Here is a 15,812-nt window from a genome sequence, read left to right as displayed (position 1 = left end):
GCAAATTGACCCCATGCGAACAAATCCATCACGGAACAGATTTCCCCGAAGCATCCTGCTATCCTCGATATGGCATGGCAGTATGCAGATGCAACGTAGCGTCAAGCCATTCTTCCGTCGTCAACCCCCGTCTTGCAGCCTCAATCTGGATAAGCCGGTAACGCTCATTAGATACTCTGATATGGACGTCTGTTTCCCTGTATACTTTGGCGTAGTGGCTATCAATGAGGTTGTCCAGCAGCCGTTGCTTGTCAGCGGGGATAGGGACTGTAGACAGCCATTTGTCTATCATGCCTTTTTTGACAGCGCACCGTTCTGCCAGTTCTTCCCGAGTCATGCGGGTGTCCCGCAAGAAAACCCTGATTTTAGCCTTGAGGTCATCCATGAGTGCATTTTTCGCATACAGGAAATCTTGGCAAGGCTTTTCTTGGATATTTTCGCCAACGAGAAATATTTATTGACTTTTGTTAGATATGAGAGAAAAAATGTTTTCGCAATCCAATAAAAAACCAAGTTATGAAGATAACAACCCAACACCACCACACAACCCACTGTGAGAGAACCCTAGTCCGTGCCCTGTGTTTTGCGCGGAGATCGGGAGCTCTGTTCCCCTGCCATGTGAGCCACCTGCACGGCCCATTTGGCAATACCGTCCGCCGTAGGTTCAAATCCGCTTTGAGCAGCCCAGGCGGCAAATTGGCCGTAGGTTTCAGCGTCCAGTTTCAGGACAAGGTCCAGGGCACCACGGCATTCACCAGTCACGCCTGGAGACAATGGCTCCATCAGCTTTTTAATCAACTCCGCTTTGGCAGGAGGAATTTTACCAGCAGTAGAAAGCCATGCGTCCACAGTTCGTTTGTCAACAAAAAGCTGATCTGCTAACCACTTCCTGCTTTTCCCGGTCACTTTGAGCCATTCCTGAATCTCCTGCTTTAGGGCGTCCATGCCCTTAACAATACGAGATTTTTAGTAATCTGCAAGTCCTTTTTGCGAACGTCATACAAAATATTTTGAAAATATCGTTGACAGATACATTTTTTTTCGTAATACAGAAACCAGAAACACGATTTACAACCATGATCGAAATCAAAATCCCCATCGAAAAAATTGCCGCAGACAAGGCGGCAAGCAAGGCACTTATCCAAGAGTGCGTTGAATCCGGGAAGGCACCGGAAGATGCCTTCCTTGACATTCTCAAAAGGCGCGGGCTTCCCCCAGTCCGGAAGAAAACTGAACCCAAGAAGCCCGCGGCATGAAGTCAGTTTTTAGCAATCCCCCTTTGAGTGAGAATACCATTACGGATGAGGTATTCCAGCCCCCTTTGTTTAATCCAGCACCGAGTTCCTTCTACGGAGCGGCTGCAAAGGATGAAGCCAATAGCTTCAAGTTGAGTTGCAATAGCTTCGGTATAATCCCAATGCCATTCGAGCATTTTCGCAAGGTTAGAGAGTCTGATGCCATTGACTCCATATCCAACCATTCTTGGAAGGAGCTGGAGTTGAGGCTCTGTGAGGCTCGTGCTTTCCTGGGAGTGTTGGAGAAGCAATTGTTCCAGTTGGAGCTTAGTGTTCCTGGAATCAGCAAGGAGCTTGCGGTGCTTAGGGATGAGGTTGAGCAAATAGGATATGTGGTAGCGGATGCGCAGGAGGAAGTGGAGTTTGCGGCGAAAGGCAATCGCAGTGTGACGGCAGAACTTGCCAAGGCGTACAAGCGTTTTCCAGAGCTGCTTTCTAAAGATGGCAATGAGAGCGGTTCCTACGACGACGAGAAGCCCGGAAATGGTATTTCCCACAATGTTAATCCAGTCGAGCCTGGACCAGTCAAGCCTTGTCAGGAAATCCCACATGGCGAGAAGGATAACCAATAACTAGGAACCTTTCAATTCTAACAAAGATGACCATTGAAGAAGAACTGATCGAAGTGCTCAAGCTACTCGGCTGGCACGAGCTTTAACAATGAAGATACTATGACCTACCCTGAATCAGAATATTTAAGCTGCATAACATTGGCCAGAATGTACGACTCCAGCCGCGACGAAATCAAGGAGACGGTGATCGAGCTAAAAGCCAAGGGGCATGTAATCGACACGTTGAACTGGGGTAAGCAAGGGAAGCTGAAGGTGCACGGCAAGCAGTTCCGCACGGCGCTGCTCCGCGAATACGGAGAAGGAGGAATGAGCAAATGAAGACGCTGCTGGAAATGTTGGCTGCGGCTGCAAGTGGCTTGTTCATGGTGTTATCGCTTTGGCTGGCCGTGGAAATAGACAATGCCGAATTGAAGGCCGGGAAGTCCCCGCATTCCGGGTTCACGCCATCCTGCCCGAAAATTTTTGACGGCTTCGCAAAACCGTCCCGCTCCACGCGGATCGTGGAAAGCAATAACCAATAGAAAACCAATACAATGGACAATACCGAAGAAAAGAATACGCAGACCTGCACGCCGGACGAAGCCTGCAATAACCCTGCTGCTGAACAAGCACTCGTCACAGAAGAGGAACTTCAGAAAGCGATTGATCATGTCGTGGATCTGGTTGGCCGTTACGATGGGCGCGTTGTAGTAGCCGCCTTCATCGAAGGAGACAATACAACTAGGCGAATATTCAGGGTCGCGAATGAGGTGTTTGCATCGAATGGGATGAATACCAAGATTTACGGGTGGACTGGAGCCTGCGGTTTTCTCCTCAAAGCAAACGAGTGCTTTGATCGCAATGCAAAAACCATGGGAGAAGGTGTTCGTTTGTTCCTTGAACAACAACAAAAGGAAAAAATGAAAAGGCAGATGAATCCCATTGCGGCCATGCTCGGATTCACTGGCTGCGTATGCGAGGAATGCGAAGACTGATTCAAGTGGCCGGGGTCGGCTGCAACCGAGCCCCGGCCTGTTACCAATAACTAACCAATAGAATACTAATAACGTGACCACACCTAACACAGAATCTCTGACGCTACAAGAGCAAGGACAGCAATTGTCCATCCTGGGTGCGTTTGCCAGCGGCGAACAGTTCCAGATGGCGATGCAAGCCGCCGAAATGCTTGCTTCCTCTTCCATGGTGCCAACCACCTACCAAAATAACCCCGGCTCCTGCTTCATTGCCCTGAATACCGCGCTACGGCTGCGGATGGATCCCTTGATGATTATGCAGAACCTTTACGTGGTTCAGGGGCGCCCGTCCTGGTCTGGACAGTTTGCTATTGCTGCTATCAATGCCTGCGGGAAGTTTTCTTCTACCTGGTTTGAATACCGCAACAGGCAGGATTTTCAGGCAGGCGTCCGGATGTGTGCCAAACTCAAAAATGGCATGGACGTTTTCGGCACTTGGATTACCCCGGAGATGGTGAAGGCTGAAAAGTGGGGGAACAAGTGGAACACGATGCCGGAGCAAATGTACCAGTACCGGGCTGCGGCGTTTTTCGCCCGGACGAATTGCCCGGAAGCACTCCTTGGTCTGAGGGTGGAAGGAGAAGCGGAGGATATGGCCGACAAGAGCCAGCCAGATATTAAACCGCCCCTGTTCAAATCCAAGGAGACTCCCAAGGGTGATGTTGTGGATGCCGAGAAAGTCCCTGACACTCCTGCGGCAGTTGGCAATGCAGAGGTTCCTGGTCAAGGCGATATGGAAGTTCCCCCGCCTCACATCCGGTTAATGGAAGCCCTTTCCTGCACGGAAGAAGAGCTGAACGCTGTGTTCAAGGAAGCATCCGGTGGCAAGGTAGATAGCTGGAAGAAGCTCACTACAGCAAAACTGGAAGATTGCCTGGGGAACCTGGGCGAGATGCAGGCAGTCCTGGCTAAAATTCAAGCGCAATAGAAAGGAGACGAACACGTATGGATATATTATCGGCTTACGACCCCCGCCAGGGGCTACCCTCCGCCTCCGCATTTGGACGGCTGGCCTTGTGTCCCGGCTCCTTCACGATGGAGAAAGCATGCCCGGATGAAAGTTCTGATGCGGCCTCCGAAGGAACCTTGCTACATGCCTACATGGAGCAACTGCTGACCGGCGAACCTTGGGAAGGAACCCCGCTGACAGCGGAACAGGTGGAGCTTTGCGAACGAGCCATGCGTCTGCTGGATGGGGTGAAAGAGATGATCGAGAGAGACAACCCCGGCGCCGTATTTCATCTGGTTTCTACGGAAGAAAGAGTGTTTTACCGCAACCTGTTCGGGACTGCGTACTATTCCGGACAGTGGGACGCCTTATTTGAGGTGAATTGCCCCGATTCCAGCTTCATGATGGTAGCAGACTGGAAGTTTGGCCGTGTGGAAGTTGATTCCGCCGAGGCCAACCGCCAGCTTGAGGCCCTTGTCCCTTTGGTGGCCCAAAAGGAGCATAATGACAATGCCATTCATCAAGGTATTTATGCGGCCATCATCCAGCCGCGCGTGGCTGGTCCGGCATCCGTTGCATTTTACGATGCCGAGGCGATTGACCAGGCTGAACAGAGGTCTCTTGCCGTCGCCAAGGCAGCTATGGACCCGGACGCTCCGCGTTATTGCAGCGAGGAAGCCTGCCGGTATTGCCGGGCCAAGGCGGTGTGCCACGAAGCTGCGGCCATGGTGCAACAGGCGGCCCTGATCGCTACGGACCGGGATAAGTGGGAGCTGTTTTCCCCTGACGAAAAGATCCAGGCTTACCGCCTGGCGAAGACGGCGAAGAAATGGGCAGCGGCAGCGGAATACCGGTTTGAACAGGATGTGGCCGCCGGCTTGATTCCTGGCTTTGAAATGGGCCCCGGTCGCACCAGCTTCACGGTAACGGACCCCTCCGGCGCATTTTCCGCACTGAATGCCGAGTTCCCGGAAGTGGTGACGGCGGAAGCATTCGCCGGCTGCTGCAAGGTGGGAATCACGGAGTTGGACAAGCTGGTGCATGAAGCCTGCAAGGCGGCAAACCCGAAGGCAACCACGAAGAGCAGCCGTGAATGGCTGCGGCAGTTGCTGGCGGAGTATGGCGAATCGAAAACCACGAAGGGCTCCGTGAAGGAGATAGGACAATAACACCTCTTTAACCATCAACCATTTCATACTATGCAAAAAATCAAAAGAGTTTATCTGGTCCCGTCCGTGGGAGAAAACATCCTGGCCTTTGCCGATTTTTCCGGGGCCTGGGAAAACGTCTGCCAGCACCCTGACCGCCGCGTTTATACGGGCAAGGGAAAGCTGGCCGCCCGGTACGCCTCCCTACTCGTCCAGCCCTCCGTACTCACGGCATGCGAGGATGCACCGTCAGACCCTCACGCGGAAAAGCTGCAGGGCGAGATTGACGCCGTGGCCAGGGCCGTAGTGGAGTCCTGCAACCTCAAGAAGTACGATAAGATCAGGCAAGAGGCCATTGAGGCCGCCGTGCCGCTGTCCATGAGCTTTTCCGTCAAGGTTGATTACCGCAAATGCCGGGCGGATGCCAGCATGAGCGGCAGTATCAAGGTCAAGGGCGAAGGCGTTGCTTTGCTGCCGGATGACAGCCAGCCGGAATTTGATTTCCCGGATGAAGAACAGGAAGGAGAAGACGACGATGATGAAGGTTTATAAGAACAAGCTGCTGTTGTCTGTCGTGCTCCGTCATCCGGATAAAGCGCTGCATCCTAATAACAACATGCCCCTCTCCGCAAGGGGGGCAAAAATCGCCAACCAGATTAAAACCGACGCCAAGAAGAAAGCCCGCGGCCTGGCAAGGCTCAAGGCCATTGAGGCCGGAGCCAAGAGGCTGCCCATGCACCCCAACGCCTACCGCATTTACTGGTTTTTCCAGACTGGACGCGGCCCTGATGGAGATAATTGCGGAGCTGTCTGCAAAGCCTACATGGACGGGATTTGCCAAGCCATAGGTATGGATGACCGGCACCTTGAATTCCTGGGCGTCAAAGTCATCCGTGACCGGGCAAGGACCGGTTATCTGGCTATCAATTTTTATGATCGCATCCTTGTGGATGCAAATAGAAAGGAAATTTGAGCAATGACCACGCCTAAATGCCCGCTGTGCAGAAAGCCCCTCAAGCTATCAACAATCGAAAAACGGCTTTGGGAGCCGAGAAAGGAGGGGGAGTGATGCCAATTAAGGACAAATCTAAATACCCTTCCGACTGGCGAAAAATCAGCCTCAAAGAACGTACCCGCGCCGGGAACAGGTGTGAACTTTGCCAAGCGATGAACCACCAGCCACACCCAATCACGGGGAGCCGTGTTGTCCTCACTGTGCATCATTGCATGTGGATTGACGAGCCGGAAAACAATGAATATCCGAATTTAATCGTTCTTTGCCAACGTTGCCACAACAGACTTGACCTGGGGATGCGCCAGCGGAACGCCAAAAAGACAAGGATAGAAAGGAAGAGAAATGAAAGCCGTGCTTAGATACCTTGGTGCCAAGAACAGGCTGGCCGACTGGATTGTTTCATTTTTCCCGGAACATAAAATCTATGTCGAACCATACGGAGGTTCTGCGGCCGCCCTCCTGAACAAAGCTCCTGTGGAGATTGAGGTTTACAATGATCTCTATGATGATGTGGTGAATTTGTTCCGCGTTATTCGTTCCGATCGTTATGTAGAGCTGATGGAACAGGTGAATATGACTCCGTTTTCAGAGCGGGAGTATGAGTTGGCGGCCCAGGACAAGTCCGGGGATGAGCTTGAGCGGGCGAGGAAGTTTCTTGTTTGCTCGTTCATGGCTGTTTCCTGCGACGGGATGTTCCGCAAAACAGGATTCCGGAGAGACCGGAATGCCAGTTGCGGGCGGGTTGTCGGCAAGTGGCAAAGGCTGCCCAATCTGCTGGCGGAGGCTCATGTCCGGTTGTCGGGCGTGACTATCCGAAAGCAGGGCGCGCTGGATATTATCCGGGAGTATGATTCTCCCGATACCCTGTTTTATCTGGATCCTCCCTACATGCACGAGACGCGGACAAAGGACGGCCGCTATGCTTTTGAGTATGATCATGGGGATCATGAACGGCTTTTGCGTCTTGTTACAGGGCTGAAAGGCAAAGTTGTTCTGTCCGGCTATGATAACGGCCTTTATGCCTCCATGCTTCAGGGCTGGAGGGTAGAGAAGAAGGCTACGGAGAGTATGCGACGTTCGCAGAGGATTGAATGCCTGTGGATGAACTACAACCCCCAACTGACACTTTTTTGATATGGCGCGTAAACAAACATCTTTAATCCCGCGGACACACCGGGAACTTTGTGAAATTGCTGAACGCTGGCTCATGGGCTCTCAAGGCTGCCCTGTCGCGATCGCGGAACCGAATTGTATCATCACGAATGAAAAACCCGATGCAATAGGATTCAAGGGGCGTGCAAGCGTCCTTGTCGAAGCGAAAACGAGCCGGGAGGACTTCCGGGCAGACCTCAAAAAGCCGTTCCGCATCTATCCCCAAAAGGGTATGGGGTACAGCCGCTATTACATTTGCGAACCTGGAATTATCACGGAAGATGACCTGCCGGAACGGTGGGGATTGCTGCATGTCCTCCCTGGTGGACGGGTGCGGATAATCCGGTATAGCAGAGCATTCCCCGAAGCAAATTATGCCGCGGAAATAAGCCTTTTGACCGCATGCCTGTACATCCAGAAGCCGCTAAAAATCAATACTGTCCAAGGCAGAAAAATACAGTTCTCACCTGCATTTGGAACAGAAGCAAAAGAGACGGAAGGGAAAGGAGACAGCATGATATGCCAACACGATTGATCAGAGATGCTATTCTGACTTCCGGGCGCGTCGCCTCCCTCTCATGGGAGGAAGAGGTGTTTTACCGCCGCCTGATGTCCGTCGCTGACGATTACGGCCTTTATGACGCCAGACCTCCCATCCTGCGTTCTGCGCTGTACCCCCTCCAACTCGACAAGATGAGCGAGTGCAATATTCAACGCTGCCTCTCCGCGTGTGAGGCTGCGGGGCTTATTCTGCTCTATTCCCACGCCGGGAAGCCATACTTGATGATTCTGGGGTTTGGACAGCAGGGAAAGACAAGCCCCAAATGGCCGCTTCCGGACGGTTACGAGGTGCAGAAAGTTTCCGAGAAGAAATACGAACTGCGGAAACTCGTAACAGGTCGTAACGATTCGCCTCAACCCGTTACTTATGCGAATGCGTATTCGGATACGAAGACGGATGCGGATGCGAACAAACCACCTGTAAGACGGAGTGTAGAGCAATTCCCGCGGAACGCGGAGGAAGTGCGGCTCCTTATGGCGGCGCAGCTCATGAAACCCAAAGGAGAAGAGTTGATCCGGTGTGCAGAGTCGTTCTTCGATGACTTCTCGGCCCGCGGCTGGCGGGACAGCAAGGGAATCCCGCTTGCCAACTGGCAGCCCGCAGCCCGCAAGTATGCCCGCTCCTGGGCTACCAACAATGTGCAGCATGGGCGGCAACAAGGCCCGTCTGGGCGGAATGACGCCAACGCAGGAAGGAGATACGAATGATGGATGATATTCAACATCTGGCAGGGCAAGTTTCCCTGGTTCCATCCCAAGACGGGATTATGCGCAGCTACAAGCCTGTACGTTATGACATGGGCGGCTTTGACGAGCGAGTGCATCCGGAGGTCCAAGCCATGCACCGGGAAGTGCAGTGGTTCATCAACGACGTTGTGAACAAGGTTCGTCCGCGTCGCTGGCTGTCCCTGCTGGGGGCCTCCGGTATAGGCAAGACGCACTTGGCGGAGGCTGCCAGGGATGCGCTGTTCAAAGAGCGCCCTTCGCTGCCTATCCAGTTCTGGAAGTGGCAGAAGGTGGTTTCCATGCTCCGTTCCGGAGACTGGGCATTTGTGGAGTACCTGGTCAAAGAGGTGTACGTGCTGATTCTGGATGACATCGGTGCCGAAAATACCACGCCTCCCATTCTTTCCGCCCTGAACCGTGTTGTAGATGGGAGGCTGGGGAAATGGACCATGCTCACGTCCAATCTGCTGCCGGTGCATATCGGGGAACATTTGGATGCCCGTATTGCCTCACGCCTCTATCGCGGCAATAACGTGGTATGCCAGGTCGAGAATGCGCCGGATTATTGCTTTGAACGATACCGCAGAAGGGAGGGAAAAGAATGAACATTGAAGAAAGGAAAATGCTGCACCTGATTGTGCTGGCCGGAGACTGTGCCGCTTGCAGCGTGACGCCCCCGATTCAGCCCACCATGTCCTCCGTGATGCGGATGCTGGGACTGCTGGGAGCCATGACGCTTTCAGAGCTGGCTGACATCATCCCCTGCTCGCTCGAGGCGTTGCGCCAGCAGTTGAGTCGCCTGATGCGCTGCGGCCTCGTGTCAAAGAAGGTTGAAAAGCGCGATGGAAAGCCCGTGGGCATGTACAAACTGACGCCCAGCGGCACCATTACCCTGCAAGGGTGGATGGCCGATACAGAGAAGTTTCTCAAGAAAATAACCCAACCAGAAAGGAAATAGAACCATGCTGAATACGAAACAATACGAACTGGCCCATGCCGTAGCTGCTGGGGAAGACCACGTGGAAGCCTACATGCGCATTTACGGGTCGAGCCGGGAGACGGCGGGAAAGAATGCCAAGAAGACGCTGACCAATCCGGAGGTGGCCAAGCTGCTGGAGGATTTGCGCTCCGCCGACAAGGCGAGTGTGGATATGATCAAACGGGAGCTGACGGCAGAGTTGCTGAAGGACAGCCGCAATGAGGCTCTCCCTGCCCGTGACCGATTGGCGGCCCGTGCGCAACTGGCTAAGATTTATGGGCTAGAGAAGTCGAACATGAATTTCTCCGCGGATGACGAGTTCCGGCAGGCGATCATCCAGGCAGCCAGGGGGGAACCCTTGGTGAAACCGCAGGCAAAGTAGTGAGTTTAGGAGAGTTGCGGGAAAAAGGGTGGTCATTTCGGTGGCCGCCCTTTTTTGTTTTTGGCATGCTGGCAAAAGTTTTTTCAGAAAGTTTGTTGAAGAATATGGGAAGGCTTCGATAATAAGTTGAATAGCGGAAGCTCGGAAGTGCCGGGTGGATGTTATGCACTTATTGTAATTCATTAAAAATGAAAGCCATAAAAATTAATAAACCCTTTTGGGTAACATCTGGACAACATACCGAACCTCTACAACTTACGTTCATAGAGGAAAATGGGAAAATTGTTCTTAAATTAGAGAAATATGACGAAGATGAAAACGGCAAGCCAATAAGAAAAATAGAATGGCAAGACCCGAAAACAGGGGAATGTCTTAGGGCTAGCACAGAGCCCTGGAATTCATAACTGTATTTAGTAGCCAATTATTCCGCGCCCTGCTTCTTCCTGGAGGCAGGGCGTGTTTTTTGTTCTCCCCATCCATGTGACACCGTCACGCTTGCGCGGATGCTCTTCGGTTCCACATGATGGGGATATGAACCTTGACTTTTTGGGAGCGGAACAGAATTTCACCGTGCTGGCGGGCAGCCAGCCGACTTACAGGCTGGATTTCACGGATGATTCCGGCAACGCTCTTGTGCTGGACAACGTGACCTTCGACGGCGTCCTCACGTCGCCGGACGGGACGGAACGAGCCCTGGACATTACCCAGACGGAGAGCGGCAACACGCTGATGATCGTGTTCCCCGCCGTGGAAACGGGCATGTATCTGTACGAGCTGCGGGCCACCAGCGAGGGCGGAGACCGCTTGCGGCTGGCTTATGGGCGGCTGGGCGTGATGGGCACCAACCTGGAGCTTGCCCGCGTGGAGGACGACACGGAGGTGCGCCGGCTGGCTGTGAGGGTGCCGGGCAACGCGGCAGCTCACTGCATGCTGGAATGGCGGGCCGTGACGGATGCGCAACGGGCGGCCCAGGATGCAGCGGATTCCGCCAGGGAGGCCCAGGATGCCCTCAAGGAAATGGAACAGGTACGGCAGGACGCCAAAGAAGCCGTGAAGCAGGCCCAGGATGCCCTGGGCAAGCTGAATGCACTGGACGCCAAGCTGGCGGAGGTGGAAGGGCATATTACGTCTGCCATTGTGCCGAACCCGGAAACCAACACGTGGTGGATTTGCGGCAGCAATACCGGCTACCAGGTGACGGGCGATCCCGGCAAGAGCCCGAAGCTCTCCGCCACCGGAACGTGGATGATCTGGAACGTTGAGACACAGGCATGGGACGATACGGAGATTTCCGCCGCCGGGGAAGACGGGCACAGCCCGTATGTGAATGCTGCGGGCCATTGGTGCACATGGAATGTTCTGACGGGCCAGTATGAGGACACGGGCCTTGCCGCCGCCGGACGGGACGGCATTGACGGGGCCAAGGTGCGGCGCATCGTCGTGGGCAGCGTGGCGGAGATTCCGACCAGCGGGGAGACCTGCAACGGCGGGTATTACTACTACGTTCCGGTTTCCGTGGAGATTCCCCCGGCGAACGAGGGGGCGGAACCCGAAGTGAAGAGCTATTACGAGGTGTACGCGTGGTTGGAACAGCCGGACGGCACGGCGGCCTGGGTGTGCATTGGAGAAGCCAATGACATTGCCACGGCGGAGATTTACGGCTTGGTGAGGCTGGGTACTGACCATCCCGTGACCGACGGCGCCCCGGTGGGCAATGACGCTTCCGGCCAGATGGCTGTGCCTCATGCAGATTTCACGACGCCTGGGGCCACGCTTCCGGCCCTGGAGGGAGTCCTGGCGGACGGGGGCGCCGTTGGCTTTGACGCTTCGGGCCGCATGCGCGCAGAGCCTGCCTCCTTTAATAGATTCGGGGTAATCAAGCCGTCCATCAACCAGACGCTGGACAATGCCTGCATCGGGTTGAGAGCCGACGGGCGGGCTTCCGTGCGCTGGGCCACCCTCCTGGACGCGGGCGTGGTACGGCTGGGCAGTGAGTTCGGCCAGTTGAACCCGATCCCCTACCAGCACGGCGTGGGGTCCACTCCCAACCACCAGCTTGCCAACAACCTGCTTTATGGCGGGGCCCTCCAGCATCAGCGACCCTCCTACTGGTCCGGCAAGGGCATGAATTGGCTGGCGGCGGCTATGACCGAGCACCCGGAGTATTTCACCAGCACGGATTACTTCATGGGGGTGGTGACTTCCGGACAGTTCACGCAGAGTCAGGACCGCGGGTTGGAGCTGGAGAGCGCGACCGCCTCCTTGCTGGCGGGCGTCTATCTGGCTTCCACGCTGGGCAATCCCATTGAGGGGACGGCGGCGGACGCCAGAGGCAACGCAGTTCCCACGGCGGCGCAGACGGCTGATTACCTGTCCCAGTTCTATTACGACAAATCCCAGGTCTATACGAAGGGGGAAACGGAACGGCACGTGGCGGAAGAGCTGAAGCCCTACGCCACGCAGAGCTGGGTTGAGGGGAAAGGCTACGATACCGCGGATAGCGTCAACGGCAAGCTGGCCGGGTACATTCCCAAGTCTCCGCGGGTGGAGCGCATCGAGGTGCTGACCAGGGAGGAATACGCCGACCTGACCGCCAGGGATGCCAAGACCCTGTATATCATGGCGGCAAGCGTTGCATCCTAAATCATTACGACCATGAGAGTTACCAACGGAACGCGATTTGTGAACAGCTTTGTTGAGAACGTCCGCCTGGGCGATCTGGCGGTAAGCCACGTCTGCCTGGGGGATAACCAGCTTTACCCGGAGGATACGTCCAGCATGCGGCGGCTGACGGTGGAGCTGCCGCAAGAGGGTACGCTGGAGTGGGCCTACTGGGTGCATGCGGTGGCGGCCGTGCAGGACTTGGTGACGCCGAAGAGGTACATGCAACTGACGGTGGGCGGGGAGCGGTACATGGTGCGATCCTCCTTCAACGCGCTGCCTTCCGTGATGTTCGAGTCCAACGGCGTGTTCCTGTTTTACCCGGACGAGGGGGCGTCTTTGCATGCTGTAGGTCCGGGGGATTCCGTGGAGGTGAAGGCCGTGATTCCTGTGATTGATGACACGCCCCTTTCCATCCGGGAGCAGGACGGTTCCGGCAGCCGCAGTTATTCCCTGCCGTTTTTGCCCGGCACAGGGTTAGTTCTGCAATGGATGAAGGGCCAGAAGAAGAAGAGCGCTGGATGCTATTTCACACTGTCCGGTTCCGGCAGTGGCCGGGCTCATATCAAGGGACAGGGGCAGAAGAACGGCCATGGACGCGGCGAGACGGTGAGTTCTGTGGCGTGGCCGTGGTCCTGCCGGGTGGTGGACGGCTCCACTCATTCCTGGCTGAATGCTTTTATCGACGGAGATACGACCATGCGCCTGACCATGCAGGGCTACAATTCTTGCAATGCGCTGATGGGCCGCCCGCGTTATCCGGCCTTTATCAAGACCTTCCAGCTTAAAATTCTATCTATCGCTTAACATGCAAACGAGAACGTGTTTCAACGGCGGGGAGCAGAGCCCCGAACTGGCGGCCCGGTTCGACCTGGAAGCCTACATGCGCGGGTTGCTGATCGCGGAGAACTGGAAGCTTTCCCAGATGGGGGGAGCCGAACGCCGCCGGGGGATGCGATATTTCGCAGACGCCTTGAGCGAGCGCAGCCGGTTGGTTCCCTACGTCTATTCCTACGCGGATGCGGACGGCCTGCGCTTCCTGGTGGAGATCGCCGGTGACGTAGTACGGGTGCTGGACATGGAGGGCGCCGAGGCAGCCCGGTTCACGGACGGCGAGGACGGCCAGGAGTTTTACCTGGACCCGGACACGGTGCGGTGGCGCCAGCTCAACGCGCTGCTGTACCTCACTACGCAGGACAACCGTCCGATGGTGCTGAAGAGGGGCGAAGACGGCGCCTGGACATTGGAGGCATGGGAGTTCAAGCACCATCCCTGGCGGTTTATCAATGAGAAGCGGGACCATCCGCTGGTGCTGACCTGCACCCCCGTGCTGGGGGATGTGCGCTATACGGTGGAGTTCAGCCCGGAAGAAGAGCCCAGGGAAAGCGCCCTTGAAAGTGTGGACCTGCTGCGGGCCAGCTTCTGGCTGGAACAACAGGAGGCATTCGCCAAGGGGGGCGATCTGCGCCGGAACGTCATCATCGCGGACGGATTGCGGACAGCTTCCAAGGGAGACCGCCTGGCCGTTCATACCGATACCACCGTCAAATACTACATCTGCAAGCAGACGCTTTCTGCGGACGTGTACACGGAGGGGCTGGACGAGCCCGCTTGTTATCCCGATTGCTTTGTAGAGGCGGAGAATTTGGACGGGTTTGAAGGAGTGACCCCCGTCTATTCCGTCAAGGACGTGACCGGCACCGGGTTTGTGGACAGGGGAACGAAAGTGGCCATCAAGTCCGGCTACTGGGAGTATTTCACCTGCATCCGGGATTTCACGGAGGCGGACATGGTGGACCTGGGCACGGGGTTCGGGGATTATCCCGGCTATTTTGTGCGCGGTCTGGCCGTGGGCGCTCCGCTGACTTGCCGCGGGAAGTGGGAATTCTACTGTTCCGGGTTGTGGTACGGGAGCTACGAGGTGCGCAAGTGCTACGATTCCGACGACCTGGACGCCGACTGGGAGACGGCCGGCACGAGCTTTTCCAGAATCGGGGAGGCCAGCAACACGCAACTGACGGGGGACGAAGCGGACGAAGAGTGCTTCCTGCGCCTGTTCCTGACGCGCAGCAAGTTCATGGGGGATTCCCTGGCTTCCGGCTTCCCGGCGGATAGTTGCGGCAACCGGCTGATTGTGCCCGGCTACCGGCACGACATGGTGCTGCGGGCGGTGCCCACGCTGGATGATGCCGGTGAGGTGGTGGCCGTGGAATGGTCCTGTGAGGACAAGGTGCCCGTGGAGTGGATGGGGCGCCGGACGGTCCACAACTGGAGCTGGGCGGCTTTCTCCGAACGCTACGGGTTCCCGCTGCTCTGCGAGGTGTACAACCAACGGCTGGTGTTCGCTTCCACACGGGAACAGCCGCAGACCGTCTGGATGAGCCGCACGGATGATTTCAACAACTTTTCCACCGGGGACAGCGACGACGCGGCCCTGGCGCTGACGATGGCCACGACGAGCCAGAACCCGGTGTGCTGGATGATGGCCCAGTCCCACCGCCTGCTTCCTGGAACCAGCGAAGCGGAGTGGGTGATTTCCGCCGGCTCCAGCCAGGGGAGCATCACGAGCTCCAACGCCCAGATTGAGGATCACGGCCATGTGGGCAGCGCAGCGATTCCGGCCCTGATGGCCACCGACAAGGTGCTCTACATCGAGCGGGGTGCCGGCAGGTGCTACGAGTACGGTTATTCCTTCGAGACGGACGGCTACCGGAGCAAAGATTTGACGGTACTGGCCCCCCATGTCCTGCGCGAGCACGGCGGCGTGAAGCACGGCACGATGCTGCGCAAGCCCGATACGGTGGCGGTGTTTGTGCTGGCAGACGGGCAACTCGCCTTGTGCACCTACAATACGATGCACGAGGTCAACGCGTGGCACCGCTGGACTACCAACGGGCGCGTTCTTGCCGCCTGCGCGATGCCGGACGGTTCCCGTTCCGACCGCCTGTTCCTGATTGTGAAACGGGAAACGCATACGGCCGCCGGGGACTTGGCGGACAGCTCCCTCTATATTGAGGTGGTGGACGACGATTCCCCCTACGATGATGTGGGCAATGATTACGTGTCCACGCTGCTGACCAACGCCTTGAGCAACCCTCTGGAAACACGGGTGGAGAGAAACCCGAAGTTCCCGGTAGCCGTGCTCTTTGGCCAGGACTGCCTGACCGATCCGCTGCGAGTGACGGGAGACGGGGAACAATGGGTGCCCGTGGCCAGCAACGCCCCCGTGATGAAGAAGGGCTGGCACGAAGTGATTACGGTGAACAGGTGGCAGTATGAGCATGTCGTAGGCCTGCGGTTCAGCGGCCCTACCGGGTGTGAATTTTTGGCGATGCAGGGATAGAATCAGTTAATAGTGA

21 protein-coding genes are annotated in these 15,812 nt (G+C 56.0%); 19 read left to right on the top strand and 2 right to left on the bottom strand.

The features are described from left to right. Positions 1-58: 58 nt before the first annotated feature. Positions 59-385 carry a hypothetical protein gene (locus ABGM91_RS11435; RefSeq protein WP_354832453.1) on the bottom strand — a complete coding sequence of 109 codons (327 nt, stop codon included), beginning with the start codon at positions 383-385 and terminating at the stop codon, positions 59-61. Between the two features lie 179 nt (positions 386-564). After that, the gene (locus tag ABGM91_RS11430; RefSeq protein ID WP_354832451.1) at positions 565-945 is read right to left on the bottom strand and encodes a hypothetical protein; all 381 of its coding nucleotides are present in this window, start codon (positions 943-945) and stop codon (positions 565-567) included. 131 nt (positions 946-1,076) lie between these two features. Between ABGM91_RS11430 and ABGM91_RS11425 the strand changes: the two genes are divergently transcribed. The 19 genes from ABGM91_RS11425 (at position 1,077) to ABGM91_RS11335 (ending at position 15,796) form a co-directional block, all read left to right on the top strand. After that, positions 1,077-1,256 (top strand): hypothetical protein, encoded by a 180-nt coding sequence (locus tag ABGM91_RS11425; RefSeq protein WP_354832449.1) that lies wholly within the window; start codon positions 1,077-1,079, stop codon positions 1,254-1,256. Further along, positions 1,253-1,867, top strand: a complete 615-nt coding sequence (locus ABGM91_RS11420) for a hypothetical protein (RefSeq protein ID WP_354832447.1) — start codon at positions 1,253-1,255, stop codon at positions 1,865-1,867. The genes ABGM91_RS11425 and ABGM91_RS11420 overlap by 4 nt, the downstream gene beginning before the upstream one ends. 99 nt (positions 1,868-1,966) lie before the next feature. Next, complete coding sequence (locus ABGM91_RS11415) at positions 1,967-2,185, top strand: hypothetical protein (RefSeq protein WP_354832445.1); 219 nt, start codon at positions 1,967-1,969, stop codon at positions 2,183-2,185. Next, positions 2,182-2,388: a hypothetical protein gene (locus ABGM91_RS11410; RefSeq protein WP_354832443.1), complete on the top strand. Its 207-nt coding sequence runs from the start codon at positions 2,182-2,184 to the stop codon at positions 2,386-2,388. Before ABGM91_RS11415 ends, ABGM91_RS11410 begins: the two co-directional genes overlap by 4 nt. A 12-nt stretch (positions 2,389-2,400) precedes the next feature. Next, a complete protein-coding gene (locus ABGM91_RS11405; protein ID WP_354832441.1) occupies positions 2,401-2,841 on the top strand; it encodes a hypothetical protein in 441 nt (146 codons plus the stop codon). A gap of 73 nt (positions 2,842-2,914) precedes the next feature. Beyond that, positions 2,915-3,808, top strand: coding sequence for a hypothetical protein (locus ABGM91_RS11400; RefSeq protein WP_354832439.1), 894 nt, complete (start codon positions 2,915-2,917; stop codon positions 3,806-3,808). Between the two features lie 17 nt (positions 3,809-3,825). Next, a complete protein-coding gene (locus tag ABGM91_RS11395) occupies positions 3,826-4,998 on the top strand; it encodes a DUF2800 domain-containing protein (RefSeq protein ID WP_354832437.1) in 1,173 nt (390 codons plus the stop codon). 30 nt (positions 4,999-5,028) lie between these two features. Continuing rightward, on the top strand, positions 5,029-5,529 hold the full coding sequence (locus ABGM91_RS11390; RefSeq protein WP_354832435.1) for a hypothetical protein: 501 nt from the start codon (positions 5,029-5,031) through the stop codon (positions 5,527-5,529). After that, positions 5,486-5,950, top strand: coding sequence for a hypothetical protein (locus ABGM91_RS11385; RefSeq protein ID WP_354832433.1), 465 nt, complete (start codon positions 5,486-5,488; stop codon positions 5,948-5,950). Before ABGM91_RS11390 ends, ABGM91_RS11385 begins: the two co-directional genes overlap by 44 nt. A 384-nt stretch (positions 5,951-6,334) precedes the next feature. Then, positions 6,335-7,126, top strand: a complete 792-nt coding sequence (locus ABGM91_RS11380; RefSeq protein ID WP_354832431.1) for a DNA adenine methylase — start codon at positions 6,335-6,337, stop codon at positions 7,124-7,126. Between the two features lies 1 nt (position 7,127). Continuing rightward, positions 7,128-7,679, top strand: coding sequence for a hypothetical protein (locus ABGM91_RS11375; protein ID WP_354832429.1), 552 nt, complete (start codon positions 7,128-7,130; stop codon positions 7,677-7,679). Continuing rightward, positions 7,664-8,413, top strand: coding sequence for a hypothetical protein (locus tag ABGM91_RS11370; RefSeq protein WP_354832427.1), 750 nt, complete (start codon positions 7,664-7,666; stop codon positions 8,411-8,413). Before ABGM91_RS11375 ends, ABGM91_RS11370 begins: the two co-directional genes overlap by 16 nt. Before the next feature lie 59 nt (positions 8,414-8,472). Further along, positions 8,473-9,036 (top strand): DnaA/Hda family protein, encoded by a 564-nt coding sequence (locus ABGM91_RS11365; RefSeq protein WP_354832425.1) that lies wholly within the window; start codon positions 8,473-8,475, stop codon positions 9,034-9,036. Beyond that, the gene (locus tag ABGM91_RS11360) at positions 9,033-9,389 is read left to right on the top strand and encodes a helix-turn-helix domain-containing protein (protein ID WP_354832423.1); all 357 of its coding nucleotides are present in this window, start codon (positions 9,033-9,035) and stop codon (positions 9,387-9,389) included. The genes ABGM91_RS11365 and ABGM91_RS11360 overlap by 4 nt, the downstream gene beginning before the upstream one ends. Positions 9,390-9,393: 4 nt before the next feature. Then, the gene (locus tag ABGM91_RS11355) at positions 9,394-9,792 is read left to right on the top strand and encodes a hypothetical protein (RefSeq protein WP_354832421.1); all 399 of its coding nucleotides are present in this window, start codon (positions 9,394-9,396) and stop codon (positions 9,790-9,792) included. Positions 9,793-9,980: 188 nt separating this feature from the next. Beyond that, entirely contained in the window at positions 9,981-10,196 is a 216-nt protein-coding gene (locus tag ABGM91_RS11350) for a hypothetical protein (protein WP_354832419.1), read from the top strand. Between the two features lie 127 nt (positions 10,197-10,323). Then, a complete protein-coding gene (locus ABGM91_RS11345; RefSeq protein WP_354832417.1) occupies positions 10,324-12,435 on the top strand; it encodes a hypothetical protein in 2,112 nt (703 codons plus the stop codon). 12 nt (positions 12,436-12,447) lie between these two features. Continuing rightward, entirely contained in the window at positions 12,448-13,260 is an 813-nt protein-coding gene (locus ABGM91_RS11340; RefSeq protein WP_354832415.1) for a hypothetical protein, read from the top strand. A gap of 1 nt (position 13,261) precedes the next feature. Continuing rightward, entirely contained in the window at positions 13,262-15,796 is a 2,535-nt protein-coding gene (locus ABGM91_RS11335) for a hypothetical protein (RefSeq protein ID WP_354832413.1), read from the top strand. Positions 15,797-15,812 lie beyond the last annotated feature (16 nt).

This window comes from Akkermansia muciniphila, assembly GCF_040616545.1.
GTDB lineage: Bacteria > Verrucomicrobiota > Verrucomicrobiia > Verrucomicrobiales > Akkermansiaceae > Akkermansia > Akkermansia muciniphila_E.
This window is presented reverse-complemented; position numbering and strand designations above follow the sequence as displayed.